General features: G+C 73.5%; 22 protein-coding genes. 9 read left to right on the forward strand and 13 right to left on the reverse strand.

Annotated elements, in window-relative coordinates; genetic code table 11:
• Positions 1 to 30: 30 nt before the first annotated feature.
• Positions 31 to 813, forward strand: a complete 783-nt coding sequence (locus MQV74_RS18680) for an MmyB family transcriptional regulator (RefSeq protein ID WP_242719141.1) — start codon at positions 31 to 33, stop codon at positions 811 to 813.
• 5 nt (positions 814 to 818) lie between these two features.
• Here MQV74_RS18680 and MQV74_RS18685 read toward each other — a convergent pair whose 3' ends face one another.
• The 3 genes from MQV74_RS18685 to MQV74_RS18695 form a co-directional block, all read right to left on the reverse strand.
• On the reverse strand, positions 819 to 4,157 hold the full coding sequence (locus MQV74_RS18685) for a tetratricopeptide repeat protein (RefSeq protein ID WP_242719143.1): 3,339 nt from the start codon (positions 4,155 to 4,157) through the stop codon (positions 819 to 821).
• An 84-nt stretch (positions 4,158 to 4,241) separates the two neighbouring features.
• Entirely contained in the window at positions 4,242 to 4,814 is a 573-nt protein-coding gene (locus tag MQV74_RS18690; protein WP_242719145.1) for an antibiotic biosynthesis monooxygenase, read from the reverse strand.
• Positions 4,815 to 4,899: 85 nt separating this feature from the next.
• Positions 4,900 to 5,322, reverse strand: a complete 423-nt coding sequence (locus tag MQV74_RS18695) for an ATP-binding protein (protein ID WP_374120643.1) — start codon at positions 5,320 to 5,322, stop codon at positions 4,900 to 4,902.
• Between the two features lie 125 nt (positions 5,323 to 5,447).
• Here MQV74_RS18695 and MQV74_RS18700 point away from each other — a divergent pair, with 125 nt between their 5' ends.
• Both MQV74_RS18700 and MQV74_RS18705 read left to right on the forward strand, forming a co-directional pair.
• Complete coding sequence (locus MQV74_RS18700) at positions 5,448 to 6,260, forward strand: helix-turn-helix domain-containing protein (protein ID WP_242719149.1); 813 nt, start codon at positions 5,448 to 5,450, stop codon at positions 6,258 to 6,260.
• Positions 6,257 to 6,586 carry a DUF397 domain-containing protein gene (locus MQV74_RS18705; protein WP_242719151.1) on the forward strand — a complete coding sequence of 110 codons (330 nt, stop codon included), beginning with the start codon at positions 6,257 to 6,259 and terminating at the stop codon, positions 6,584 to 6,586. Before MQV74_RS18700 ends, MQV74_RS18705 begins: the two co-directional genes overlap by 4 nt.
• Here MQV74_RS18705 and MQV74_RS18710 read toward each other — a convergent pair.
• Positions 6,574 to 6,873: a hypothetical protein gene (locus MQV74_RS18710; protein WP_242719153.1), complete on the reverse strand. Its 300-nt coding sequence runs from the start codon at positions 6,871 to 6,873 to the stop codon at positions 6,574 to 6,576. The two genes, MQV74_RS18705 and MQV74_RS18710, sit on opposite strands and share 13 nt — an antisense overlap.
• A gap of 225 nt (positions 6,874 to 7,098) precedes the next feature.
• Between MQV74_RS18710 and MQV74_RS40810 the strand changes: the two genes are divergently transcribed.
• The 3 genes from MQV74_RS40810 (at position 7,099) to MQV74_RS18720 (ending at position 10,306) form a co-directional block, all read left to right on the forward strand.
• On the forward strand, positions 7,099 to 7,227 hold the full coding sequence (locus MQV74_RS40810; protein WP_278194174.1) for a hypothetical protein: 129 nt from the start codon (positions 7,099 to 7,101) through the stop codon (positions 7,225 to 7,227).
• 111 nt (positions 7,228 to 7,338) lie between these two features.
• Positions 7,339 to 8,790 carry an FG-GAP and VCBS repeat-containing protein gene (locus tag MQV74_RS18715; RefSeq protein ID WP_242719155.1) on the forward strand — a complete coding sequence of 484 codons (1,452 nt, stop codon included), beginning with the start codon at positions 7,339 to 7,341 and terminating at the stop codon, positions 8,788 to 8,790.
• A gap of 52 nt (positions 8,791 to 8,842) precedes the next feature.
• On the forward strand, positions 8,843 to 10,306 hold the full coding sequence (locus MQV74_RS18720; RefSeq protein WP_242719157.1) for an FG-GAP-like repeat-containing protein: 1,464 nt from the start codon (positions 8,843 to 8,845) through the stop codon (positions 10,304 to 10,306).
• Between the two features lie 27 nt (positions 10,307 to 10,333).
• Here MQV74_RS18720 and MQV74_RS18725 read toward each other — a convergent pair whose 3' ends face one another.
• Positions 10,334 to 10,960 (reverse strand): TetR/AcrR family transcriptional regulator, encoded by a 627-nt coding sequence (locus MQV74_RS18725; RefSeq protein ID WP_242728824.1) that lies wholly within the window; start codon positions 10,958 to 10,960, stop codon positions 10,334 to 10,336.
• A gap of 110 nt (positions 10,961 to 11,070) precedes the next feature.
• Here MQV74_RS18725 and MQV74_RS18730 point away from each other — a divergent pair, with 110 nt between their 5' ends.
• Entirely contained in the window at positions 11,071 to 11,916 is an 846-nt protein-coding gene (locus MQV74_RS18730; protein WP_242719159.1) for an SDR family oxidoreductase, read from the forward strand.
• 12 nt (positions 11,917 to 11,928) lie between these two features.
• Here the strand turns inward: MQV74_RS18730 and MQV74_RS18735 are convergent, their stop codons facing one another.
• Complete coding sequence (locus tag MQV74_RS18735) at positions 11,929 to 12,456, reverse strand: cupin domain-containing protein (RefSeq protein WP_242719161.1); 528 nt, start codon at positions 12,454 to 12,456, stop codon at positions 11,929 to 11,931.
• Between the two features lie 194 nt (positions 12,457 to 12,650).
• Between MQV74_RS18735 and MQV74_RS18740 the strand changes: the two genes are divergently transcribed.
• Complete coding sequence (locus MQV74_RS18740; RefSeq protein WP_242719163.1) at positions 12,651 to 14,081, forward strand: FG-GAP and VCBS repeat-containing protein; 1,431 nt, start codon at positions 12,651 to 12,653, stop codon at positions 14,079 to 14,081.
• Between the two features lie 51 nt (positions 14,082 to 14,132).
• Here MQV74_RS18740 and MQV74_RS18745 read toward each other — a convergent pair whose 3' ends face one another.
• Positions 14,133 to 16,730 carry a bifunctional FO biosynthesis protein CofGH gene (locus tag MQV74_RS18745; protein WP_242719165.1) on the reverse strand — a complete coding sequence of 866 codons (2,598 nt, stop codon included), beginning with the start codon at positions 16,728 to 16,730 and terminating at the stop codon, positions 14,133 to 14,135.
• A 224-nt stretch (positions 16,731 to 16,954) separates the two neighbouring features.
• Between MQV74_RS18745 and MQV74_RS18750 the strand changes: the two genes are divergently transcribed.
• On the forward strand, positions 16,955 to 18,472 hold the full coding sequence (locus MQV74_RS18750; RefSeq protein ID WP_242719167.1) for a CehA/McbA family metallohydrolase: 1,518 nt from the start codon (positions 16,955 to 16,957) through the stop codon (positions 18,470 to 18,472).
• On the opposite strand, the gene MQV74_RS18755 is transcribed toward MQV74_RS18750, so the two are convergent.
• The 6 genes from MQV74_RS18755 to MQV74_RS18780 form a co-directional block, all read right to left on the reverse strand.
• On the reverse strand, positions 18,473 to 19,291 hold the full coding sequence (locus MQV74_RS18755) for an NADPH-dependent F420 reductase (RefSeq protein WP_308402282.1): 819 nt from the start codon (positions 19,289 to 19,291) through the stop codon (positions 18,473 to 18,475).
• Complete coding sequence (locus MQV74_RS18760) at positions 19,215 to 20,672, reverse strand: aldehyde dehydrogenase family protein (protein ID WP_242719171.1); 1,458 nt, start codon at positions 20,670 to 20,672, stop codon at positions 19,215 to 19,217. Before MQV74_RS18760 ends, MQV74_RS18755 begins: the two co-directional genes overlap by 77 nt.
• Positions 20,669 to 22,402: an N-acyl-D-amino-acid deacylase family protein gene (locus tag MQV74_RS18765; RefSeq protein WP_242719173.1), complete on the reverse strand. Its 1,734-nt coding sequence runs from the start codon at positions 22,400 to 22,402 to the stop codon at positions 20,669 to 20,671. The genes MQV74_RS18760 and MQV74_RS18765 overlap by 4 nt, the downstream gene beginning before the upstream one ends.
• 152 nt (positions 22,403 to 22,554) lie before the next feature.
• A complete protein-coding gene (locus tag MQV74_RS18770; protein WP_242719175.1) occupies positions 22,555 to 23,673 on the reverse strand; it encodes an LLM class flavin-dependent oxidoreductase in 1,119 nt (372 codons plus the stop codon).
• Between the two features lie 110 nt (positions 23,674 to 23,783).
• Positions 23,784 to 24,569 (reverse strand): SDR family NAD(P)-dependent oxidoreductase, encoded by a 786-nt coding sequence (locus tag MQV74_RS18775; RefSeq protein ID WP_242719177.1) that lies wholly within the window; start codon positions 24,567 to 24,569, stop codon positions 23,784 to 23,786.
• A gap of 11 nt (positions 24,570 to 24,580) precedes the next feature.
• Complete coding sequence (locus MQV74_RS18780) at positions 24,581 to 25,543, reverse strand: TIGR03619 family F420-dependent LLM class oxidoreductase (protein ID WP_242719179.1); 963 nt, start codon at positions 25,541 to 25,543, stop codon at positions 24,581 to 24,583.
• Positions 25,544 to 25,586: the final 43 nt, after the last annotated feature.

A 25,586-nucleotide genomic window follows, 5' to 3' on the forward strand; every position in this document is an offset into this window, starting at 1 on the left:
GGCGTTCCTGGGGTGAGCGGAGGTAACAGGATGACGGACCCGGTCGCGGCCCCGGCCGCGCTGCGCCGTGAGCTCGGTGGCTTCCTGCGGGCGCATCGCGAGCGCGTGGCCCCGGCGGACGTCGGGCTTCCCGGCACGCCCCGGCGGCGCACGTCCGGCCTGCGCCGGGAGGAGGTCGCGGCGCTGTCCGGCGTGTCGGTGGCCTGGTACACGTGGCTGGAGCAGGGCCGCGTCGACACCTCGCGGCAGGTCCTCGACGCGGTGGCGCGGACCCTGCGCCTGGACGCCGCGGCCCACCGCCACGCCCTCACCCTGGCGGGGTACGCCCCCTTCGACACGGCCCCCGCCCCGTCGCCCGACCACCAGCCCCTGCTGGACGGCTTGGCCACGCCCGCGGTGCTCCTCGCCCCGTCCCTCGACCTGCGCGCCTGGAACGCGCCGTACGCCGCGCTCTGGCCCGACCCGGCCCGCGTGCCCGCCGACCGCCGCAACCTCCTGCTGCTCCTGGCCACCGACCCCGCCCACCAGCGCGTCCTGCCCGCCTGGGAGCCGCTGGCCACGGACCTCTACCGGCACTTCCGCACCCGCGCCGACCGCGAGCCCCCGGCGTCCCGCAGCCACGAGGTGACCGCCCTGCTGCGCGCCGAACGCCCCGAACTCGACGCCTGGTGGTCCTGCCGCTCGGTCGCCGACTTCACTCCCCGAACCGTCACCCTCACCGCCCCCGACGGCACCCCGCGCCCGTACGAACTGACCCTGCTGCTCGCGCCGGCGCCGGGGGGCGGCGCGTTCCTGGTCCAGACGCCGGGCTGACGGCGCTACGCGCCCGGCTCCGCGTAGCGCGCCCGGAAGGCGTCGCGGGCCCCGGCCACCCGCGCCAGCCGGGGCGCGAGGCGAGCGCGGTCGGCGCCGGGGGCGTGCAGCAGTTCCGTGAGGAGGTCGGCCAGTTCGACGCGGTCCGCCCAGTTCGTGCGAGGGTCGTCGGGCGGGACGCAGCGGGCGAGGCGGGCGTCGAGCGCGGTCCAGTCGGCGAGACCGGCGGCGACCACCGCGCCCAGGTACGCGGCCTCGGCGGGCCTGCGCCCACCGGCCCGCAGCAGCCGGTCCGCGTCCTGCCAGGCCGTGCGGGCCGCGCCCGCCCCCTCGCCGCCGCTCACGGCGAGGGCGTGGGCCAGCGCGCCGAGCGCCTCGTCGTGGGCGCGCAGCGCCGAGGCCGCCGCGCGCGCCTGCGGCCAGCGCCCCATGAGGCGGCACGCCTGAGCCAGCGCGTCGGCGCCGCCGACGAACCGGGTGGCGGCCCCGTCGTCGGCGGCGAGTCCGGCGAGTGCCAGGTCGGGGCGCCCGTTCATGAGGTCGAGCGCCGCTCTCATGCAGCACGCCCAGTCGGTGCGCTCGCCCCGGGCCGCGAGACGGGCGAGGTCCTCCGCGGCCCCGGCGAGCCGGCCGACGCGCACCTGGACGAAGCATCTGCCCTCGCGGAGCGAGGGGCGGTCCTCGTCGGTCGCCACCGCGCGGTCCAGGTCCGCCAGTGCCTGCTCGTGGAGCCCGAGCTCGGAGTGGACCCTGCCCCGCAGGACCAGCGCGTCCCCGTAGCCCGGCTCCTTGCCGACGATCCGGTCCAGGTCGGCGAGGGCGTCCTCGTACCGGTACAGGCCGACGAGGACCCGCGCCCGGCAGTACCGCGCCCACGACGAGTCCGGCCACAGCTCGACCGCCCGGTCGGCGTCGGCGAGGGCTCCCTCGTGGTCACCGAGGCGGCGGCGCGCGCGGGAGCGCTGGGCGAGCGTCCACGCCCGGTCCGGGGCGGCTCCGAGGGCCCGGTCCAGGTCCGCGAGCGCCTTCCGCGGCCGGTCGAGACCGAGCAGCACGGCACCGCGGCCCGCGTAGCCCGACGCGTACCCGTCGTCGATCCCGAGTGCACGGTCGTAGTCCACGAGCGCTTCCTCATAGCGGCGCATGACGCGCAGCGTGTCGCCCCGCGTGCCCCACACCCACGCCCAGTCGGCGGAGTGGACGACGGCCCGGTCCAGGTCCGCGAGGGCGCGCTCGGACCGGCCGAGGCTCAGGTGCAGCCGGGCGCGCTTCACCAGCGCCCAGGTGTACTCCGGCTTCAGCTCCAGGGCCCGGTCGAAGTCGCGGAGCGCCTCGTCGTGGCGGCCGAGGCTGTGCAGGGCGGCACCCCGCGACGCCCAGGCGTACTCCTGCCCGGGGGCCAGTTCGATCGCGCGGCCGAGGTCGTCGACCGCCTTTTCGTAGTGTCCGAGGATCCGTTGGAACTCACCCCGCATGCGGAGGGTCACGATCTGGTCCGGCACGAGCGCGTCGGCGCGGTCCAGGTCCGCGAGACCTGCGGCGTAGTCGCCCCGCTTGCCGTGGGTGCTGGCCCTGCCGCGGTAGGCGCGCATCAGCTCCGGGTCGAGGGCGACGGCCCGGTCGTAGTCGGCCAGCGAGTCCTCCAAGGCGCCGCTCTGGCGCCGGAACCGGCCCCGTACCGCGTGCGCGAGGGCCCGGCCGCGGCGGTCGAGGCCGCCCCGGTCGATCAGCAGCCCGAGCGGCAGCGTGAGGTCGTCGCGGCCGAGCGCCGCCAGCAGGTCGCGCCCCCACTGCTCCGCCGCCCGGCCCGTGGAGTCCGAGCCCGCGTCGGCCAGGACGCGTGCCCACTGCCGGGCGACGGACTCCCCCTGGTTGCACGCGCTGACCACGTCGCGCAGGACGTCCGGCAGCGCCGTCCGCCCGCCCGCGCACAGCAGGTGGTACGACTCCGCGAGCCGCAGCTCCCGCCACTGCCCGTCGGCCCACACCGCGTCGGCGTCGAGTGCGGCCCCGGTCTCCGCCCGCCACGCCCCGAACGTCTCCGCGAGCCTCCCGTGCCGCTCCGCCCAGCCCCGCGGCGAGCGCTGCCGCTGGAGGCGCAGCATCGGGTCGCGCACCACGTCGTGGTAGCCGAGGCGGTCCCCGCGGTCGCTGACGAACGGCAGCTTCCGCAGCCACGCGAACAGGTCCGGCACCTCCTCGGCCGCGCACAGGCCGTCCACCGCCGCCCGGACCACGTCCTCGTCGAGGCCGCGCGGCAGCGCGCAGGCCAGCGCCACCGCGCGCCGCACCGGGTCCGGCTCCCATTTCAGGAAGCGTTCCACGGCCGTGGCACACGGGTCGCCGACGCCGTCCGGCCCGGTGGGGCGGCTCTCGGCGAGCGTCGACACCAGGACGGGCAGGCCGCCGGAGAGCCGGAGCACCTCCTCGACGACCGGCTCGGCGGTGACGCCCTTGCCCGCCAGGAGTCCGCGCGCCTCCAGGTCCGTGAACGGCTCCAGCGGCACGTCCGCCATGAAGTCGAGGTATCCGTCCCACCGCGCCGCGTCGAAGGCCTGCTGCCCGGCGGTCACCACGACGAGGTGGGCGGGCAGCGCTCCGTACCGGTCCGTCGTCATCAGGTCGCACAGCCAGCCGTCGAGGAACGGCCCGGTCCGTTCGTACGTGTCGAAGAACAGGACGACCCACGGGTACGCGCGGGCGGCCTCGGCCAGTTCGCCGAGGAACACCGGGGTCAGGACCCGCTCGGGGGACAGGACCAGCTGGACGTCCTCCTGGTTGCGGAACCGGGCGCTCAGGCCCGCCCGCAGCCGGTCGGCGCCCTGCGCCAGCTGCGCGGGGTCGACGGCTCCCGTGAACGCGCCGACACCGGGCAGCAGACCGAGCCCCGCGAGGCCCGCCCGGGCCGCCGTCATGCTGCCCGCCGACGGGGGCGGGACGGTGCCCGGGTCCTGGCCGGGGTCGGCCGTCGCCGCGAGGCTCGCCATCTCGGCCTCGTGCCGCCGCTCCCGGTGGGTGGCGAGCATCCGGTCGAGCTCCTTGCACCTGCGGCCCCGCCGGGCGAACTCGGCGCTGACCGCGGCCATCACCTCCGGGACGCTGCCGACCGCCTCATCCGTGCAGGCGGTCAACGCGCCTTGCTGGCGGGCGATTTGCTCCATCTCCCGGACCAGCGAGGTCTTGCCGACGCCCGCGTTCCCGTGCACGTGGAAGAGGAAGCGGTGGCGCTCGTCGGTCACCGGCACGTCGAAGTTGCCGCGGAACGCGGCGAGTTCGCCCCGGCGCCCCACGAACCCCGAGCGCCTGCGGCGGCGGATCAACTCCTGCATCGACGGCTCGGTCATCGGCCTCCCCTGCCCCGCGTACCTGGCGGTCCAGTGTCCCCCACGGGGGCCCGGAGCGCCGGGGTCCGCCGGGACTGGCGCGGCCTACGCCTCCGTGCGGGCGTTGAGGAAGGAGTGGTGGAGCGTGTACCGCTTGGCGGTGCGGGTGCCGGTGCGGACGGCCGCGCCGAAGGAGGCCGCGTCCGCCCACTCCTCGACGACGAAGGACTCCTCGCCGTCCTTCGTCAGGTGGACGTGCGCGGCGAGGAGCCCCGGCGCCGCCACCACCGTGCCCGCCGTCGTCCTGGTCACCGCGAGCGCGCCCGGCGCGCGGCCGCCGTCGTGCACCACGCTGCGGTGGAGGCGGGTCCGGTGGAGCCCCGGCCGCTCGATGCCCGGCACGAGCGCGTCGACCCGGCTCACGAGCGCGCCGCGCCGGGCGCGGGCCCACGTCAGGTGCTCCTCGTCGCTGGTCCACTGGGCGTAGAAGAGCAGGCCCGTACCGTCCGTCGCCCGGAACACGTGCTGGGAGAGCAGCGCGGACGGCCACTCCCCCGCCGCCCACTCCTGCGTCACGGCGTCGGCGGCGGCCCGCGTCCGCTCGGGAGTACGCGTGATCCACTCGCTGATCAGGGCCGTTCCGGCGGCGGGGTGCACGAGGTCGCGAAAGGGTGTCATGTCGGCGACCCTCGTACGTCAAGCGCGCTTGAGGTCAAGCGGCGGCGGCCCCGGTGCCCGTCGGGCCCGGCCGGGCCCGGCCGGGTCACGGATCCGCGCGGTCCGGTGTGACCTCCGCCCATACCGTCTTGCAGTCGGCCGGTGCCTCCACCACCCCCCAACGGTCCGCGTACACACCGACGATCAGCAGTCCGCGCCCCGACTCCGCCCAGCCCTCCGGTTCCGGGTCCTTGATCCGCGGGACCCGGTCACCCCGGGCGTCGGTCACTTCGACGCGGAGCGTTCCGGCCGGGTCGAGGCGCAGCGCGAGCCGGAAGTTCCGGCCGGGCACGTGCCCGTGCAGCACCGCGTTCGCGGCGAGTTCGGCGACGACGTGGAGGGCGGCGCACGACGGCGCACCCCAGGCGTCAAGTTGACGCTCCGTGAGCGTACGCGCCTGCCGTGCGCCCTTGCGCGTCGCAGGCAGGAGCTTTGAGAACAGCCGTACAGGGACGGCGGCTTGGGTCACTTCACCATTCACATCACTCAGCGTGGCCACTCGTGTCTAGGCTGCACAGCAGAGAAGCCGGTACGCAGAGCGACTGTCCGGATACCGCTCGGGGCCGTCCGGCTCGTACGCGGAGAGGTGGCGGCATGGAGGACGAGGAAGCGACGGCGGCCCTCAGGACGGTGGGCCGTCAGATCAAAGCGTGGCGCGAGGACGCGGGCATGACCCAGGCGGAGCTGGGCGCGGCCATCGGATACGGCGAGGAGATGGTGTCGTCGGTCGAGCGCGGGCGACGAGCGCCGAAGCTGGTGTTCCTGGAGAAGGCGGACGAAGTACTGCGCGCGGGCGGCAAGATCCTCGCGATGAGGAAGGACGCGGAGGAAGCCCGGTACCCGAAGAAGGTACGGGACTTGAAGTCACTGGAGGAGGAGGCGGTCGACCTCGGTGCGTACGAGAGCCACCACATCCACGGCCTGCTCCAAACACCGGCATACACCCAGGAGTTGTTCGAGATGCGGCGGCCTCCCTACACGGAGGAGGAGATCGAGCGCCACGTTGCCGCACGAGTGGCCCGGAAGTCCATCTTCGATCGCGCACCCATGCCACAGCTCACCTTTGTCCAGGAAGAGGTGACTCTGCGGCGACCGATCGGGGGCAGAATGGTTCTACGACAACAGCTCGAACACCTGTTGGAACTTGGCAGGTTGAGGAAAGCCGTACTCCAGGTGATGCCCACCGACCGTAAGGACCATGCAGGCATGGGCGGCTCGTTCCAACTCTTGAAACTCGCGAACGGAAAAACGCTGGGGCAGCTGGAAGCGTACTTCTACAGCCGACTGATCAGTGATCCCCGGGAGGTCCAGCTCCTGGAGGCCAGCTATGGCATGATCCGGGCCCAAGCTCTCACGCCCCTGGAGTCACTGGCCTTCATCGAGGAAGTGAGGAAACAGGAGACATGACCCCTGCCACCCCTGCGCTGCAATGGTTCAAGAGCAGCTACAGCAGCAACGAGGGCCCCAATTGTGTCGAAGTAGCCCTGGAATGGCATAAGAGCAGCTACAGCGGCAACGACGATCCTGACTGCGTCGAGGTCGCCCAGGAGTGGCGCAAGAGCAGCCACAGCGGCAACGACGGGCCCGAGTGCGTCGAGGTGGCGATAGCCCCCGCCACCGTCCACATCCGCGACTCCAAGAACAAGAACGGAGCCCAGGAGGCCGTCGTGGCCGTCGGAGGCGCGGCCTGGGCTCCGTTCGTCGGCTTCGCCGCGGGGGCTCAGACGGTGTAGGCGGTCCAGCCCACGGTCTCCGTGACGTGCTTGCCGTCCGCGCTCACGCCGCCGCCGAGGATCTCGTTGAAGCGGATCTTGAAGCCGGTGCGGGTCACGTCGTGGAGGCGGACGCCGGGGGTCTCGGGCCCGTTGAAGGTCTGCACGGTGACCTGGACGACGACGTCCGACCCGGTGGGGAACGGGGTGGGGAAGGTGACCTGGTTGAAGGTGTCGGTCTTCCCGCCCCGGGTCTCGGTGGAGTGGGACGAGTCCATGGTCAGCTTGCCGCTCTGGGTCATGCTCATGGTGGTACCCCTCTCTCGCTCCCGCGGAAGTGCCGGGCGGCACTCCCGGTTTGCCCCTGTGCGAGAGGTGATTCAAGCAGCGGGGCAACGGTCCGGAAAGGGCAGTTTCGCGACAGTTGCGCGAGGAGGGCGGCGGCACCCTGAGATCCGTCAGGGTGTTCCCTGATCTTCGCTTGCGGCCGTTGCCGGGGCGTTCGGGCGGTGCGCACACTGGGCGCATGGGAGATGAGAGCACCGGAGCCCCCGCGCTGGCAGCCGGGCTGCGGGTGTCGCGGCGACATCGTGGCCCGCCCGCCGCGCCGTCTGCCCTGGCAGCGCCACCGCGCCAAGTCCGGCCGGGCCGAGGCGGGCTGAGCCGGGGCTTCCGTTTCTCCTCGTTCAGGATCGTGCAACCCTCGCGTCACCTCGGCTGTCTCCTCTCTGTCGGTTCTTGATCAAGAAGGGCCACCAGTCACAGGAGGAACAGTGCGTCGCACCCTCGTCGTCGCCATCGCCGCCGCCGCCATCGCCGCGCCGCTGGCGATCGGCACCGGCACCGCGTCCGCCGCGCCCAGGGCGAGGGCGGCCACGGCCCCCGTCGTCGACTTCGACAAGGACGGCTACGCCGACCTCGTCCTTGCCGCCTCGCACGCGACGGTCGGCGGCAAGCAGGAAGCCGGGTACGTGGCCGTCGTGTACGGGTCCAAGAGCGGGGCGGACCGGGCGCACCGGAAGATCATCAACAGGTCGAGCGCGGGCGTGCCCGGCGAGGTCGGCGAGTACGGGGCCTTCGGCCGGGAGCTGACCACCGCCGACCTCGACGGGGACGGGTACACGGACCTGGTCGTGGGCTCCTCCACGGGCAGCACCGTCGTGCTCTGGGGCTCCGCCGCCGGACTCGGGGACGCGGCCGCCGAACTGCCGCACGCGGGCGGGTCGCTGGCCACCGGTGACTTCGACGGCGACGGCCACCGCGACCTGGTGACGCAGGAGTACCAGGCCGCGCCCGAGAGCGACGACACGGGCATGACCGTCTCGTACGGGCCGTTCACACGCGGCGGCGAGGCGGCCAGGAAGGACGCGATCGGCTTCGGCTCCTTCCGCGAGCTCGGCGACTTCGTCGCGGGCGACCTGGACGGCGACGGCGTGGACGACCTCGTCACCAGCCACGGCTTCGAGGACCGCGCGTACGGCAGCCGGTTCTGGAAGGGCTCCGAGGCCGGTCTCGGCCACACGTACAAGGGGGTCAAGGCCTCCGTGGGCGGCGCCGTCGCGGACGTGGACGGCGACGGCTACGGCGACTTCGTCACCCGCGACAACGGCTCCAGCAACGAGGACAACGACTCCGAGGCGGGCACCGTCCGCGTCGACTACGGCAGCGCCGACGGACCCGCCGCGACCCGTACGGCGAAGATCACCCAGGACAGCCCGGGCGTGCCCGGCGTCGGCGAGACCGGCGGGTACGTCGGCGACGTGTACTACAGCGGCGACCAGTTCGGCGCCTCGATCAGCGCCGGTGACGTCAACGCCGACGGCTACGCCGACATCGCCGTCGGCGTCCCCGGCGAGGACGTCACCGCGAGTGGAAAGAACGTTCTAGACAGCGGCAACTTCGTTCTGCTCAAGGGCGCCAGGAGCGGCCTCAGCGGCAAGGGCGCGCAGGCCTTCACCCAGACCACGGCGGGCGTGCCCGGCGCGTCCGAGAAGGGCGACCGCTTCGGCGCGGGCGTCCTGCTGTCCGACCTCAACGGCGACAAGAAGGCCGACCTGACGGTCACCGCGCCCTGGGAGGACGGCACGTACCGGGACTCGGGCGCGGCCTGGGTGTTCAAGGGCGCCGCCACCGGCCTGACGACCGCCGGGATCGCCTCCTTCGGCCCGGCCGCGCTCGGCGCCCCGGAGAAGGAAGCCCGCCTGGGCGAGCGCCTCGCGCGCTAGCGCCCGTACCACCCCTGATCCACCCACTCGTCAGCACACCACAGGAGAAACAGTGCGCCGCTCCCTCATCGCAGCCGTCGCGGCGGCCGCGGTCGCCGCACCGCTCATGCTCACCGCGACGGGCACCGCGTCCGCCGCGCCCCGGCCCCCCAAGGCGCCGGTGACCGACTTCAACAAGGACGGGTACGCCGACCTTGCGATCAGCGCCGCGTACGGCTCCGCCGGAGGAAAGCAGAACGCCGGGTACGTCGCCGTCGTGTACGGGTCCAAGAACGGCCCCGACCGCGCGCACCCGCGCATCATCGACCGCACCACCCCGGGCGTCCCGGGCGACGCCCGTGAGGACGACCTGTTCGGCGGCGAACTGGTCACCGGCGACTTCAACAAGGACGGCTACACCGACCTCGTCGTCGGCGGGCACCCCATGACCAAGGCGGTCCTCCTGTGGGGTTCCGCCGCCGGCCTGACCGGGACCTCCGGCGAGGTCGCCAACGGCGCCTACGGGAACATCACGGCCGGTGACTTCGACGGCGACGGGAACCGCGACCTGGTGAACGAGGTCTACCCGGCGCACGACAACGACCGGGCCACCCTGACCGTCTCCTACGGCCCGTTCACGGCCCAGGGCCACCCGGCCAGGAAGAAGGCCGTGCGCGTCCCCACGGAGCCCGGGCTCCTCGACCTCGTGGCCGGGGACCTGAACGGCGACGGCGTCGACGACCTCGTGACCAACGACGGCGACGAGGACGGGCCGTTCGCGAGCCGCTTCTGGAAGGGGACGCGCAGCGGCCTCAGCGGCACCTCCGCGAAGGCCCTCAAGCCCTCCCGGGGCGGCGTCGTCGCGGACGTCGACGGCGACGGGTACGGCGACTTCGTCACCCGCGCGGTCAGCGGCGACGGCGAGGCGCAGTCCGACGACGCGGGCACCGTCCGCGTCGACTACGGCCACAAGAACGGCCCCGCCGCCACCCGCAGCGTGAAGATCACCCAGGACAGCGCGGGCGTGCCCGGCGCGGGCGAGCGGGGCGGCTCCATACCCGGCGGGGACGGCGAGTACCACCGCGGCGACCAGTTCGGCGCCGCCCTCGGCGCGGCCGACGTCAACGGCGACGGCTACGCCGACATCGCCGTCGGCGTCCCCGGCGAAGACGTCAAGGCGGGCGCCGCGGAGGCCTACGACGCGGGCAGCGTGGTCCTGCTGAAGGGCGCCAAGAGCGGCCTCAGCGGCAAGGGCGCGCAGGCCTTCACCCAGTCCACGGCGGGCGTGCCCGGCGTGTCCGAGACGGGTGACCGCTTCGGCAGCCGCGTCCTGCTCTCCGACGTCAACGGCGACAAGAAGGCCGACCTGACGGTCACCGCGCCCGAGGAGGACACCACCGTCCAGGACGTGGGCGCCGCCTGGTACCTCAAGGGGTCCGGCACCGGCCTGACGACCTCCGGCGGCACGTCCTTCGGCCCCGCCGCCCTGGGCGCCCCGGACGAGCGCTCCTACTTCGGCGCGTGGATGGGCCGCTGACCCGCACGGCCGGGGCCGGTCGGGGTCTCACCCGGCCGGTCCCTCCAGGGAGTCCAGCCAGGCGGTGAGCCGCGCCCCCTCACGGGTCATGATCTCCGGCTCCCGCAGGGCGTTGGCCAGCAGGGACATGCCCTGGTAGCCGGACACGAAGGTGACGGCGAGGCCGTCCGGGTCCGGCAGGGCCAGGGCCCTGAACTGGTCGGCGGCCCAGTCGAGGAGGCGGCGGATCACCGTGGCCGCCTCCGCGTCGAGGACCCCGTCGGCGCGCTTGTCGAGTTCGACGGCGAGCGTGCCGGTGGGGCAGCCGAGCCGCGCGGCCACCTCGCGCTGGTCCACCCAGGCCGCGACGAGGGCCTTGAGGCGCTCGCGCGGGTCCGGCAGCTCCTCCAGTTCGGCCGTGATCTCGTCCAGGCGGACGCGGTGTTCGCCGAGCGCGGCGCGGATCAGCTCGTCCTTGGTCTTGAAGTAGTAGTAGACGTTCCCGACGGGTACGTCCGCCGCGCGCGCGATGTCGGCGAGCGTGGTGCGCTCGGCGCCCTGCTCGTGCAGGACCCGGGCCGCCGCGGCCGCGAGCCGCCGCCGCTTGTCGGCCCCGCGCGCCCGCGGCTTGGACTCCTGCCCCTGTTTCGGCTTCGGCTCCGACTCCGGCTTCACTGAGTTGGTCACCCAACTGACTATAGGCAAGCGGCGCACCGCCGTGCTAACTTCTTGCCCGGCGAGTAAGTCAGCCAACTAACTAACAAACTCTCACGGAGGAGACCCAGATGATCGTGGTGACGGGTGCGACGGGGAACATCGGCCGGACGCTCGTGCCCCTGCTGGCCGACGCGGGCGAGGACGTCGTCGCCGTGTCGCGGCGCGAGGCGCCCGCGGACCTTCCTGCCGGGGTCCGGCACGCCCGGGCCGACGTCGGGAGCGCGGCGGACATGGCCCCGGTCCTGGCCGGCGCGGACGCGCTCTTCCTGCTGATCGGCGGGGAGCTGAACGCCCACGGCGAGAGCCCCCGGGCACTGCTCGACGCGGCCGTGGGGGCCGGGGTCAAGCGGGTCGTCCTGGTGTCGTCGCAGCTCAACTCGACCCGCCCGGAGGCGCCTTCGCACGCCCGCCTGCGGGAGTTCGAGGCCGCCGTGCGCGGCTCCGGCCTCGACTTCACGGTGCTGCGGCCGGGCGGCTTCGCGTCGAACGCCTACGCCTGGGCCGACGCGGTCCGCTCCGAGCGGACGGTGTTCGCCCCGTTCGCCGACGTGGCGCTGCCCGTCGTCGATCCGGCGGACATCGCCGAGGTGGCCGCGGCCGCGCTCCGCGAGGACGGGCACGCGGGCCGTACGTACGAACTCACCGGGCCCCGGGCCGTCAGCCCGCGGCAGCAGGCCGCGGCGCTCGCCGAGGCCCTGGGCGAGGAGGTGACCTTCGTGGAGCTGTCCCGCGAGCAGGCCCGCGCCCACCTGGCGCGGTTCATGCCCGAGGAGGCCATCGACGGGACCCTGGACGTGCTGGGCCGCCCGCTGCCCGCCGAGCAGGAGGTCAGCGGGGACGTGGAGCGGGTCCTCGGGCGGCCCGCCCGCCCCTTCGCGGCATGGGCGGAGCGCAGCCTGCCCGCCTTCCGCTAGGCCGTGCGTCGATCACCGCGCGGCCTCGGCGGCCTCCAGGGCGGCTCGCCACACCGGGCTGTCCACGTAGTGGTTGTCGAAGCGCTCCCCGGACTCGGCGATCTCCTTGAAGTCGGCCTCGCCGCGCAGCACGCGGCTCAGCAGGCGCAGGTAGTCGAAGCGGTCCATGCCCGGCGTGAAGACGAACAGGACGTCGGCCTCGCAGCCCGGAGCCGCGGCGAAGGCGTGCGGGGTGTGCGGCGGGACGGCGAGGAAGTCACCCGCGTTCAGGACCTTGATCTCCTCGCCGATCAGCACCTGGAGGGAGCCGCTGACCACGAAGAACAGCTCGCTGGCCTTGGTGTGGAAGTGGGCCGGCGCACCCACCGCGCCCCGGGCGAAGGTCGAGCGGTAGCTGGTGAAGCCCGCCGCGCCGCCCGTCTCGCCGAGGAGGCTCATGACGCTGCTCGGGTCGGCGCAGGTCTCGGCGTCGGCACAGCGGGTCAGGACCGGCTGGGAGGCGGTGGTGTCGGTGTGCGCGGTGGCTGCGTTCTCGTTCATGATCAGAACTCTATGGCTGAAATGACTTCCTGAACAGGTCACTTTGGTCTTCTGTTCAGAGGTCAATTTTGATACGGAAGCACTCCGCCGGGCCCCGCCCCGCGCCTCGGCTTCACCCGCGTGCAACCGTCCCTTCCCCTCGTGGGTCTCCCCCAGTGCACCGGCGTAGCCCCACAGCAGCCCCAGGAGGATCCGTGCGACGCTCCCTCACCACAGCCATCACAGCCGTCGCGGCGACCGCGGTCGCCGTGCCGCTCGCCGTCGGCGGCACGGCCCACGCCGCCGCGCCCGCCGCGCGGGCGCCCCGCGTCCCCGTCACCGACTTCAACCACGACGGCTACGCCGACCTCGCGATCTCCGCGCCGTACGCCACCGTCGGCGGCAAGACCAACGCCGGGTACGTCGCCGTCGTCTACGGCTCGAAGAACGGGCCGGACCGGGCGCACCCCAAGGTCGTCGACCGGGGCACGGCCGGAGTGCCGGGCGAGATCGAGAAGGACGGCACCTTCGGCACGCAGGTGACCGTGGGGGACCTGGACGGCGACGGGTTCACCGATCTCGTCGTGGGCAGCGGGTACGGCGACAAGCTGCTCGCCCTGTGGGGCTCCAAGGACGGCCTCACCGGCGCCTCCGAGGAACTGCCCGCCACCTCGGCCGGGTTCGCCACCGGGGACTTCGACGGCGACGGCCACCGCGACCTCGTCAGCAACGACTACCCGGACAACGACGAGGACGAGGAGGGGATGACCGTCTCCTACGGCCCCTTCACGCGCGACGGCAAGCCCCAGCGGCAGGAGGCCATCCACACCAGCCAGACGTTCGGCCCCGCCTACCTCGTCCCCGGCGACCTGAACGGCGACGGCGTCGACGACCTCGTCACCGCCCACGGCTTCGAGGAGAGCGCCTACCCCAGCCGCTTCTGGAAGGGCACCAAGAACGGGCTCACCAGCACCACCCAGAAGCTCAAGTCCTCCCTCGGCGGCGCCGTCGCGGACGTCGACGGCGACGGCTACGGCGACTTCGTCACCCGCGACAACGGCTCCAGCAACGACGACAACGAGAGCGACAAGGGCACCGTCCGCGTCGACTACGGCAGCAAGAACGGGCCCGCCGCCACCCGCACCAAGAAGATCACCCAGGACTCGGCGGGCGTGCCCGGCGTCGGCGAGGCCGGGGACCGGTTCGGCTCCGACATCAGCGCGGGCGACGTCAACGGCGACGGCTACGCCGACATCGCCGTCGGCGTGCCCGGCGAGGACATCGGCAGCGGCTCCGCGAAGGTCTCCGACGCCGGGTCCTTCGTCCTCCTCAAGGGCTCCCGCACCGGGCTCAGCGGCACCGGTGCCCAGGCCTTCGACCAGTCCAAGCCGGGCGTTCCCGGGGTCTCCGAGAGGCGGGACTACTTCGGGCACCGGGTGCTGCTGTCCGACGTCGACGGGGACGGGAAGGCCGACCTGACCGTGACCGCGCGCGGGGAGGACGGGGCGCACCGGGACTCGGGCGCGGCCTGGTACTTCCCCGGCACGCGCGCCGGGGTCACCACGACGGGGATCGTCTCCTTCGGCCCCAAGGGGCTCGGCGCCCCGGAGGCCAACGCCACGTTCGGCCAGGACGTGGGCCGCTGAGCCCGTCCCTGCCGGGGGCCTCCCCCATCCCGCCCCTTCCCGAAACCGGGGCTACGCGTCCAGGACCGGGAGGAGCTCCGGGAGGTGGCCGTCCGAGGCTGCGGCTGCCTGGACCCGCTCCTCGGGGACCTCTCCGTACAGCGTGGTGCGGGGCTTCGCGGGGCGGCCCGCGGCCTCGGCGATGGCGACGAGGTCCTTCACGGAGCGGTACGAGCCGTAACTGGAGCCCGCCATCCGGGAGATGGTCTCCTCCATCAGCGTGCCGCCCAGGTCGTTGGCGCCGGAGCGCAGCATCTCCGCGGCCCCCTCGGTGCCGAGCTTCACCCAGCTCGTCTGGATGTTGGGGATGTGGGGGTGGAGCAGGAGCCGGGCCATGGCGGTCACCGCGCGGTTGTCGCGGGTGGTGGGGCCGGGGCGGGCGATGCCCGCGAGATAGACGGGCGCGTTCGTGTGGATGAAGGGCAGCGTCACGAACTCCGTGAAGCCGCCGGTCTCCTGCTGGAGTGCGGCCAGCGTGCGCAGATGGCCGAGCCAGTGCCGCGGCTGGTCGACGTGGCCGTACATCATCGTGGACGAGGAGCGCAGGCCCACCTCGTGGGCGGTCTTGATGACCTCGATCCACGTCGCCGCCGGGAGCTTGCCCTTGGTCAGGATCCAGCGGACCTCGTCGTCGAGGATCTCGGCGGCGGTGCCGGGGACGGAGTCGAGGCCGGACTCCTTGGCGCGCTGGAGCCACTCGCGGATGGAAAGGCCCGTACGGGTCGCGCCGTTGACGACCTCCATCGGCGAGAAGGCGTGCACGTGCAGGCCGGGCACGCGCTCCTTCACGGCCGCGGCGATGTCGAAGTACGCGCTTCCCGGCAGGTCGGGGTGGATGCCGCCCTGCATGCACACCTCGACCGCGCCGACGTCCCAGGCCTGGGCCGCGCGGTCGGCGACCTGTGACAGGGACAGGGTGTAGGCGTCGGCGTCGGTGCGGCGCTGCGCGAAGGCGCAGAAGCGGCAGCCCGTGTAGCAGACGTTCGTGAAGTTGATGTTCCGCGTGACGATGTACGTGACGTCGTCGCCGACCACGGACTTGCGGACGTCGTCGGCGACGGAGCAGAGCGCGTCCAGGGCGGGGCCGTCCGCGTGCAGCAGCACGAGGGCCTCGGCGTCGGTGAGGCGCGTCGGGTCGTCGGCGGCCGTGGCGAGGGCGGAGCGGACGTCGCCGTCGAGGCGGGAGGGCACCATGCCGGGCGCGGCCTGCTCGCGCAGCGCCTCCCAGTCGCCGTACACCTCGTCGAAGTCGTCGCGGCGGTCGGCGGTGCGGCCTTCCGTGTCGATGGTGCGGTGCAGATCGGTGCGGCCGGACGAGGCCACGTAGCCCTCGTCGGGCTCCTGCCAGGGCAGGCCCCGGACCGGGGCGTCCGGGTTCGCGAGACCCGTCTGCGGGTCGGCGAGCGCCCGTACGTGCGGCAGCAGGCGCGGGTCCAGCCACGGCTCGCCCCGCCGCACGAACTCGGGGTAGACGCACAGGCGCTCGCGCAGCGCGAAGCCCTCGGCCGCCGACTGCTCGGCGAGCGCCTCGATCTGCGGCCAGGGCTGCTCCGGGTTGACGTGGTCGATGGTGAGCGGCGAGACGCCGCCCCAGTCGTCGATGCCGGCGCGGATGAGCCGGGCGTACTCGCCGTCGACGAGGTTCGGCGGGGCCTGGATGCAGCCGGTGGGGCCCATGATGTGCCGGGCGACGGCGACCGTGGCGACCAGGTCGTCGATCTCGGCGTCCGGCATGCCGCGCATCGCCGTGTCCGGCTTGGCGCGGAAGTTCTGGATGATCAGCTCCTGCACGCCGTGGTACGACCGGGCCACGCGGCGCAGCGCGAACAGCGAGTCCGCGCGCTCCTCGTACGTCTCGCCGATGCCGATGAGCAGCCCGCTGGTGAAGGGCACGGAGGAGCGGCCCGCGTCCTGAAGGACGCGCAGGCGGACGGCCGGTTCCTTGTCGGGCGAGCCGTGGTGCGGGCCGCCGGGCTCGGACCACAGCCGCTCTGCGGTGGTCTCCAGCATCATGCCCATGGAGGGGGCGACCGGCTTGAGCCGCTGGAAGTCGGTCCAGGACAGCACCCCGGGGTTGAGGTGGGGCAGCAGGCCCGTCTCCTCCAGGATGCGGATCGATATGGCCCGTACGTACGCGATCGTGTCGTCGTAGCCGTGCGCGTCCAGCCACTCGCGGGCCTCGGGCCAGCGGTCCTCGGGCTTGTCGCCGAGGGTGATGAGGGCTTCCTTGCAGCCGAGCGCGGCGCCCTTGCGGGCGATGTCCAGGACCTCGTCCGGGGACATGAACATCCCGTGCCCGGCCCGGCGCAGCTTGCCCGGCACGGTGACGAACGTGCAGTAGTGGCACTTGTCCCGGCACAGCCGGGTGAGCGGGATGAACACGCTCTTCGAGTACGTGATGACCCCCGCGCGCCCCGCCGCCTCCAGGCCCGCGTCCCGCACCCGGGCCGCCGAGGCCGCCAGGTCCTCCAGGTCGTCGCCGCGCGCCTGGAGCAGCACGGCGGCCTCCGCCGCGTCCAGCGCGACCCCGTCCCTGGCCCGCCGCAGGGCCCGCCGCATGGCGTTGGCTGTCGGACGTCCGTCCTCGGGGGGCTGTGCGCTGTTGGTCATGTCCTTGAGCATACGAGCGACAACACGTGACACCCACAGACACTTCCGCCAGGTCGCGGCCGCTTCGCGAGTACGGACGGGATCATTCCGGAACGGCCCCGTCGTCCCCGGCCGGAAACCTGTCGATTCCCTTCCCTTACAAGGGAGTTCACGGCTCAATACCAGAGTTGCAGGCACCACTCACGTGTCGTCGTCACCGTCGTCACCGACTCCGGGGAGCATCCATGTGCCAGGACGAAGGCCACCTGAACAGACGGGCGCTGCTCGTGACGGGCGCGGCCACGGCCCTTACGTTGGGAACCGTGAGCTTCGCAGACGACGCGGGGGCCGCCGAGCGGCGCTCCGGCAAGGAGACGAAGACCGTCAGGGGCACGCTGCCCACCGGCGCCCCGGACTTCGTCTACCTCCCGGTGGACGTGCCGCGCGGCGTGCGGGAGATCCACGTCGCCTACACCTACGAGAAGCCGCCCGTCCCCGCCGGCACCGTCGGCAACGCCCTGGACATCGGCGTCTTCGACGAGCGCGGCACGGACCTCGGCGGCAAGGGCTTCCGCGGCTGGTCGGGCGGCGCCCGCACGGAGTTCTTCGTCCGCGCCGACGACGCGACCCCCGGCTACCTCCCCGGACCGGTGCGCGCGGGCCGCTGGCACATCGCGCTCGGCCCGTACACGGTGGCGCCGCAGGGGCTGCCGTACGAGGTGACCATCACCCTCACCTACGGGGCGCCCGGCACCACCCCGAAGCCGTCGTACCCGCCGGAGCGGGCCCGGGGCCGGGGCCGTGCCTGGTACCGGGGCGACTGCCATCTGCACACCTGGTACTCCGACGGCCGCCGCACCCCCGCCGAGATCGGGGCGCTCGCCCGCGCCGCGGGCCTGGACTTCATCAACACCTCCGACCACAACACGCAGTCGTCGCACGCCCACTGGTCCGAGGTCGCCGGTGACGACCTGCTCGTCCTGCTCGGCGAGGAGATCACCACCCGCAACGGCCACGTCCTCGCGATCGGCACCGAGCCCGGCACCTTCATCGACTGGCGCTACCGGGCCCGCGACAACCGCTTCGGCCACTACGCCCGCGCCGTGCGCCGCTCCGGCGGCCTCGTGGTGCCCGCCCATCCGCACGCCACCTGCGTCGGCTGCAACTGGAAGTTCGGCTTCGGCGAGGCGGACGCGGTCGAGGTGTGGAACGGCGCCTACTCGCCCGAGGACGAGGTCGCCCTCTCCGAGTGGGACAACGCCCTGGTGGCGGCCGTGCGCGGCGGGCGCCGCTGGACGCCCGCGATGGGCAACAGCGACGCCCACCGCGACCCGGACCCGGTGGGCCGCCCGCAGACCGTCGTCCTCGCCGACGACCTGACCCGCGAGGCCGTCCAGGAGGGCATCCGCGCGGGCCGCTCCTACATCGCCGAGGCCAAGGAGGTCGAGCTGACCTTCACCGCGGCCGGCGGCAAGGGCCGCCACGCGGGCATCGGCGAGCGCCTGCGCGTGGCCGCCGACGACCCGGTGACGGTGCGCCTGGACGTCAAGGGCGCCCCCGGCTGCGTCATCCGCTTCGTCACCGACCAGGGCGTCCTCTTCACCGGCCCGCCCATCGACGACACGGGCACCGCCTCCGCCGAGTGGCGGACCACGGCCTCCTACGCCGCCTACGTACGCGCCGAGGTCCGCAAGCCCCAGCTGACCCCGCCCCTCCCGGGCCCCATGCGCGCCCTCACGAACCCGATCTTCCTGGGCCGCTGATCACCGCCCGGCCGGGGGCACCACCCGTACGTTGAAGGTGTGGGTGCCGAGGGCCCCCGCGAGGGCCACGAAGAGGTGGGCGAAGTGTTCCTGGCCCCGGGCGGTGTCGATGCCGCCCAGGTCCAGGTGGGAGGCGGGGGGCCAGCCGAGGTCGGTGAGGAGGGCGGCGGTGACGGCCTTGGCGGCGGGGTCGTCGCCGGAGAGGAACACCGTGCTCTCCCCGGCCAGGGCGTCCGGCGCGACCATGGCCGCGGAGTCCATCGTGGAGAGGGTCTTGACGACCCTGGCGGACGGGAAGGCCCGCTGCATCTCCTCGCCGAGGGAGAGCTCGGGGTGGGTGAGGACGAAGCCGTGCGGCTCGACGGTGAAGCCCACGGCGATGTCGACGAGCACCTTGCCGTCGAGGACGTCGGCGCAGGACGCGCGCAGCAGGGCCACGGAGTCCGCGCCCGGCGTCGCGTTCACGACGACCTCCGCCCCGGCCGCCGCCGCCCGCACGTCGGCGAGCGGCAGGCCGAGCTCCGCGCCGGTCTCCTTCCTGGCCCCGGGGTCGCGCGAGCCGAGCACCACGTCGTGTCCGGCGGCGGCCCACGCCGCGGCGAGGGCGCGGCCGACGTTTCCGGTTCCGATCACTCCAATTCTCATGGCCGGTACGTTATTCGGGGCGGTGACCGGCTCGTATCCGTCCCGGGGACCAGGCGGGGACCAGGCCGGGCCTAGTCCCCCGGTCCCGTACGGGCGCTCAGCCCGACCAGACCACGGACTGCGTCTCGCTGTACGCGGCGAGCGCGTAGGAGCCGCAGTCGCGGCCCACTCCACTGGCCTTGAAGCCGCCGAAGGGGGCCTCCATGTTGCGGGCGATGGTGTTCACGCCGACGCCGCCCGCGCGCAGCCGCCGCGCGACGCGGAAGGCGCGGGCCACGTCCGCGGACCAGACGTAGGAGAGCAGGCCGTAGTCGCTGTCGTCGGCCAGCTCCACCGCCGAGTCCTCGTCGCCGTCGAAGGGGACGACCACGACGACGGGGCCGAAGATCTCCTCCCGGACCACGCGCATGTCGGGGGTGCAGTCGGCCAGGAGCGCGGGCGCGACGTAGAAGCCGGGGCCCGGGGGCCGGGTGCCGCCCGTGAGGAGCCGCGCGCCCTCCTTGCGGCCGAGCTCCACGTACGCCTCGACGCGGTCCCGGTGCGCCGCCGAGATGACCGGGCCCACCACCGTGCCCTTCGCCCGCGGGTCGCCGACCTTCAGATACGAGGCGTACGCGGTCAGCTTCTCCAGGAGGGGTCGGTAGACCTCGCGCTGGACGATCACCCGGGTCGGCGCCGTGCAGATCTGGCCGCTGTAGAAGGAGAACGTGGTGCCGATCCCGGCGACCGCCGCGTCCAGGTCCGCGTCCGCGAAGACGACCGCGGCGCCCTTGCCGCCCAGCTCCATGAGCTGCCGCTTCAGGCCCCGGCCGCACACCTCGCCGATGCGCCGCCCGACGGCCGTGGAGCCGGTGAAGCTCACCATGTCGACCTCGGCGGCCGCCACGGCCGCCTCGCCGACGGCCGTGGAGGTGCCGCCGACGACGTTCACCACGCCGGGCGGCGCCCCGGCCTCGGCCAGGGCCGCGGCCATCCGGTGGACGGACAGCGGGTCCTGGGGGGCCGGTTTCACGACGACGGTGTTGCCCATCGCCAGGGCCGGGGCGACCTTGCCCGCCGCATTGGCCCACGGGTTGTTGTACGAGGTGACACAGGCGACGACGCCGACCGGCCCGCGGATCGCCACGGCACCGACGGCGGCCGCCCGGCCCAGCGGCCCCGCCTCGTTGACCTGCGGCACCAGGGCCGTCTCGACGGGTTCGACGGCGCCCTTCGCATAGCGCCGGAAGCGCGCCGCGGCCACCGCGACCTGCATGCCCCGCGCGGTCGCCGTCGTGGCACCGGTCTCCGCCTGGGCGAGGGCGGCGAGCGCGTCGAAGTCCCGCTCGATGATCCCCGCGGCCCGGTCCAGGACGGCCGCGCGCTCCTCGGGCGCCGTGCGCGACCACGGGCCGAAGGCCTCCCGCGCGGCCGCCGCGGCCTGCCGCGCCTGCGCGGGACTCGCCTCGGGCGCGCGACCCACGACCTCCTCGCTGGCCGGGTCGATCACGTCGTAGTGGCCGCCGTCGGGACCGACCGGCTCGCCGCCGATGAACAGGCTCTCCGTGAACGTCACTTGGTGGCCACCGTCCGTGTGTCCCGGCCCGACCGGAGGACCCGGCCCGGCACCGCGCCCGTCACCACGTCGTCCCGGATCGCCTCGACGCCGTTGACCCACACGGCCCGCACCCCGAGCGCCTCGGAGTCCAGGCGCGGGCTGTCACCCGGCAGGTCGTGCACGAGCGTCGCGGGGCCCGCGGCGATGGTCTCCGGGTCGAAGAGGACGAGGTCCGCGTGGTAGCCCTCGGCGACGCGGCCCCGCTCGCGCAGGCCGAACAGGCGCGCCGGGTCGTCCGTGAGCATCCGTACCGCCCGCTCCAGACCGACCAGCTCGCGGCCGCGCAGACAGTCGCCGAGGAACCGCGTCGTGTACGGCGCCCCGCACATGCGGTCCAGGTGCGCCCCCGCGTCGGAGCCGCCGAGCAGCACGTCCTCGTGCTCCCAGGTCTCGGCGCGCAGCGCCCACGACGCCGGGTCGTTGTCGGTCGGCATGGGCCACAGGACGGTCCGCAGCAGGTCGTTGGCGCAGATGTCGACCAGGCAGGCGAAGGGCTCCTGGCCGCGCTCGGCCGCGATGTCGCCGACGACCCGGCCCGCGAGCCCTGCGTTGGCCTCGGAGTACGTGTCCCCGATGACGTACCGGTCGAAGTGCGCGAGCCGCCGGAAGACGCCCGCCTCCTCGCCGGTGGCGCGGCGCAGCAGCTCCGCGCGCACCTCCGGGTCCCGGAGCCGCGCGATGCGCTCGGGGACCGGCAGGCCGAGCACCTCCCCCCACCCTGGGATGAGGTTCAGCGCGCAGAACGTGCCGAGGGACATGTTCATCGGCGTCAGGATCGGCATGGTCAGGGCGACGATCCGGCCGCCCTCCTTCCGGGCCCGCTCGCTGGGCACGAGCTGGCGCGGCACGCGCTCGGGCACGGCCGCGTCGATGGTGAGCACGTTCCAGTTCAGGGGGCGCCCCGCGGCCGCGCTCAGCTCCACGAGCAGGTCGACCTCCGCGTCGCTGAACCGGTCCAGGCACCCGGCGACGATCGCCTCCAGCTGGGTGCCCTCGTGCTCGCCGACCGCCCGCGCGAGCGCGAGCAGCTCCTGCGGCCGCGCGTGCCGGGACGCCACCGGCGCCCCGTCGCCGTCCGCGTGCGTGGACGACTGCGTCGTGGACAGGCCCCAGGCGCCCGCCGCCATCGCCTCGTGCAGCAGCGCGACCATCCGCTCCAGCTGCCCGGCGGTCGGCTGCCCCCCGACGGCGTCGGCCCCCATCACGTACCGCCGCAGCGCGCAGTGCCCCACCATGAACCCGGCGTTGACGGCGATCCGCCCCTCAAGGGCGTCCAGGTACTCCCCGAAGGACCGCCACGACCAGGGCGCCCCCTCTTCGAGCGCCACCAGCGACATGCCCTCGACCCTGGACATCATCCGGCGCGTGTAGTCGGCGTCCTCGGGCCGCTCCGGGTGCAGCGGCGCCAGCGTGAACCCGCAGTTCCCGCCCACCACGGTCGTCACCCCGTGGTTCAACGACGGCGTCGCGTACGGATCCCAGAACAGCTGCGCGTCGTAGTGCGTGTGCGGATCCACGAACCCGGGCGCGAGCACGAGGCCGCGGCCGTCCTCGACGGTGCGGCTGTCCGTGGTGACACCCGGGGCGACGACGGCGACGCGCCCGTCCCGGATTCCGACATCGGCGACGCGCGCCGCCGCACCCGTACCGTCCACGACGGTGGCGCCTTTGATGAGATGGTCCAGCATCACGAGAGGCCTTTCCACATTCAGCCCGTCCGGCGTTTGAGGACGAGCGCGAAGCGCGAAGAACGGGGGCGTGGGGGCGGAGCCCCCGGTTCGGGAAGGGGTGCCCGCGCGCGGAGCGCGCTAATGGACGCAGCGGGGCGCACCCGCGAGGGCTAGGCCCCCGCACGGAACCGGCTGGTGCGATGCACAGGATCCGTATCGATCTTGGGAATCACGTGCTCCCCGATCAGCCGGATCGTCCGCAGCGTGTCCTCCGCCGAGATCCCCACGGGCAGCCCGAAGGACAGCTGGTCGGCCCCCGCCCGCTCCCACCGCTCGCACTGCCGAAGCACCTCGTCCGGGTCCCCGCAGATCATCAGCTCCTCGGCGATGAGCAGTTCGACGATCTCCTCGGTGTAGGGCGGCAGGACCTCGGGCCACCGGGGGATGCCCTCGGGCCGGGGGAAGGTGTCGTGGTAGCGGAAGACCAGGGACTGCAGATAGTTGAGCTCGCTGTGCACGGCCGTGCGCACGGCCTCCTCGTGCGTGGGCGCGCAGATCGCCGTGGACGTCACCATCACGTTGTCGTTGACGAAGCCGCCGACGGGGTCGGCGTCCCGGATCGCGGTCTTGTACTGCTCCAGGACCCACTCCATGTCGGAGACCTTCTGCACGCTGAAGCCGAGCACGCCGAGGCCCTTCTTCGCCGCCATGGCGTACGACGGCGGGGACCCGGCGGCGTACCACATGGCGGGGTGGGAGGACCCGTACGGCTTGGGGAAGACCTTGCGCGGCGGCAGCGACCAGTGCTTGCCACGGAAGCCCTCGTACTCCTCCTGGAGCCACATCTTGGGGAACTCGGCGATGGTCTCTTCCCAGATCTCCTTGGTGTGGTTCATGTCGGTGATGCCCGGCAGGAAGCCGAGGATCTCGTGCGACCCGGCGCCGCGCCCGCTGCCGAACTCGAAGCGGCCCTCGCTGAGGTGGTCGAGCATGGCCACCTTCTCGGCGACCTTCACCGGGTGGTTGACCTGGGCGAGGGGATTGAAGATGCCGGAGCCGAGGTGGATGCGCTCGGTGGCGTGCGCCAGATAGCCGAGGAAGACGTCGTTGGCCGAGAGGTGCGAGTACTCCTCCAGGAAGTGGTGCTCGGAGGCCCACGCGTACTTGAAACCCGCCTTGTCCGCCACGATGACGTACTCGGTCTCCTCCATCAGCGCCTTGTGCTCGGCCAGCGGGTCGGTCTGCGCCCGCTTGCCGACGTATCCCTGTACAAAGAGCCCGAATTCCAAGGCGGTTCACCGTCCTCTACGTTTCTGACGCACCGTCAGATCGAGTGACTCGACTGTTCCACCGGGCACCGGGAGCGTCAAGAGAGGTGCCCAGCCGAACTGACGAACCGTCAGAAGACGTCGACCCCGGCCAGCCAGCCGCCGTCGATCACGAACGGCTGCCCGGTGATGTACGCCGAGTCCTCCTCGGCGGTCAGGAACAGCGCGAGCCGCGCCACCTCGTGCGCCTTGCCGACCCGGCCGAGCGGCACGAGCCTGCGGTACAGCGCATCGAGCCCCCGGGCCGCCTTCTCCGCGTCCGCCCCCGGATCGAGCTGGGCCGGGTTGCTCATCGGGGTGTCGATGGCGCCGGGGCAGATGGCGTTCACACGGATGCCCCGGGCCGCGAGCTCGATCGCGGCGACCCGGGTCAGGCCGATGACGGCGTGCTTGGTCGCGCTGTACGCCCCGATGTAGGCCATGCCCGCGAGCCCCGCGTACGAGGCGGTGTTCACGATCGTGCCGCCGCCCGCCTCGCCGATGCGCGGGGCCACGGACTTGATGCCCAGGAACACGCCGGTCTGGTTGACCTGGACGACGCGCTGGTACTCCTCCAGGGGCGTGTTGACCAGCTCGTTGAAGCGCAGGATGCCCGCGTTGTTCACGAGCCCGTCGACCTTGCCGAAGGCGTCCTCGGTCGCCTCGACGGCGGCCCGCCAGTCGTCCTCGCTCCCCACGTCCAGGCGGACGTAGCGGGCCGCGTCCCCCAGCTCCTTGGCCAGCGCCTCCCCCTGCTCGTCCAGGACGTCCCCGATGACGACCCGCGCCCCCTCGGCGACGAAGAGCCGCGCCTCCTGCTCCCCCTGGCCGCGCGCCCCGCCGGTGACGATGACCACGCGCCCCTCCAGCTTGCCCATCCCGGTTCCCTTCAGCCGAGCAGCGGCGCGACCTGTGCGCCGAACGCCGCCATCTGGTCGGTGAGTTCGCTGCGGCTCCGGCTGCGGAACCGCACCTGGATCTGGTGCACGCCCATCGCCGCGTACGCGCGCAGCGAGTCGGCGAGGGCGTCCGGCTTGCCGGTGAGGGTGCGCCGCCCGACCGGCCAGGAGGGATCGCCCACGTACAGGGGCTCGGTGAGGGCGCCGACCGTGATCGGCTCCGTGACCCCGGCCCGCTCCCGCAGCCGCCGCAGCTCCGCGATCTGCCGGGGCAGCCGGTCGCGCGGGTCGCCCTGCGGCAGCCAGCCGTCGCCCCGGGTCGCGGCGCGGCGCACGGCGGCGGGCGAGGAGCCGCCGACCCAGATCGGCACCCGCTCCCGGGCGGGCCGCGGCCGCTGACCGAGGTCCGCGAAGTCGAAGTCGGGGCCGTGGTGCTCGGGGTACTCGGCCGGGCCGAGGGCGGCTCTGAGCGCGTCCACCGTCTCGTCGAGCAGCGCCCCGCGGCGCGCGAAGTCCACGCCGAGCGCGGCGAACTCCTCCGGCACGTGGCCCGCGCCGACGCCGAGGACCAGCCGGCCGCCGCTGAGGTGGTCGAGGGTCGCGTACTGCTTGGCGGTGAGCAGTGGATGGCGCAGGGCCACCACGGCGACGTGGCTGAGCAGGTGCACGCGCTCGGTGACCGCCGCGAGGTGGGCGAGCGTGGCCACGGGGTCGTACCAGGTCGTGCCCATCGCGTCGGCGAGCCGCCGCGGGATCGCCACGTGGTCGCAACACGCCACGTACGCGAACCCCGCGTCGTCGGCCGCGCGCGCCACCGCCACCAGGTCGGCCGCGCCCGCGCCCGCCTCCCACGGCTCGGCGAAGAGCACGCTGCGCGCCTGCACGGGCAGTTGCATGCCGTAGGCGAGACGATCCGGAGGAAAGACTTCCGCCAGGTCCGGCACCGGCGCCATAGGAACTCCATCCCTTGCCCTGGCCCGACGGACGGCACGCCGT

Origin of the sequence: Streptomyces sp. AN091965, from assembly GCF_022698285.1 — a bacterium.
GTDB lineage: Bacteria > Actinomycetota > Actinomycetes > Streptomycetales > Streptomycetaceae > Streptomyces.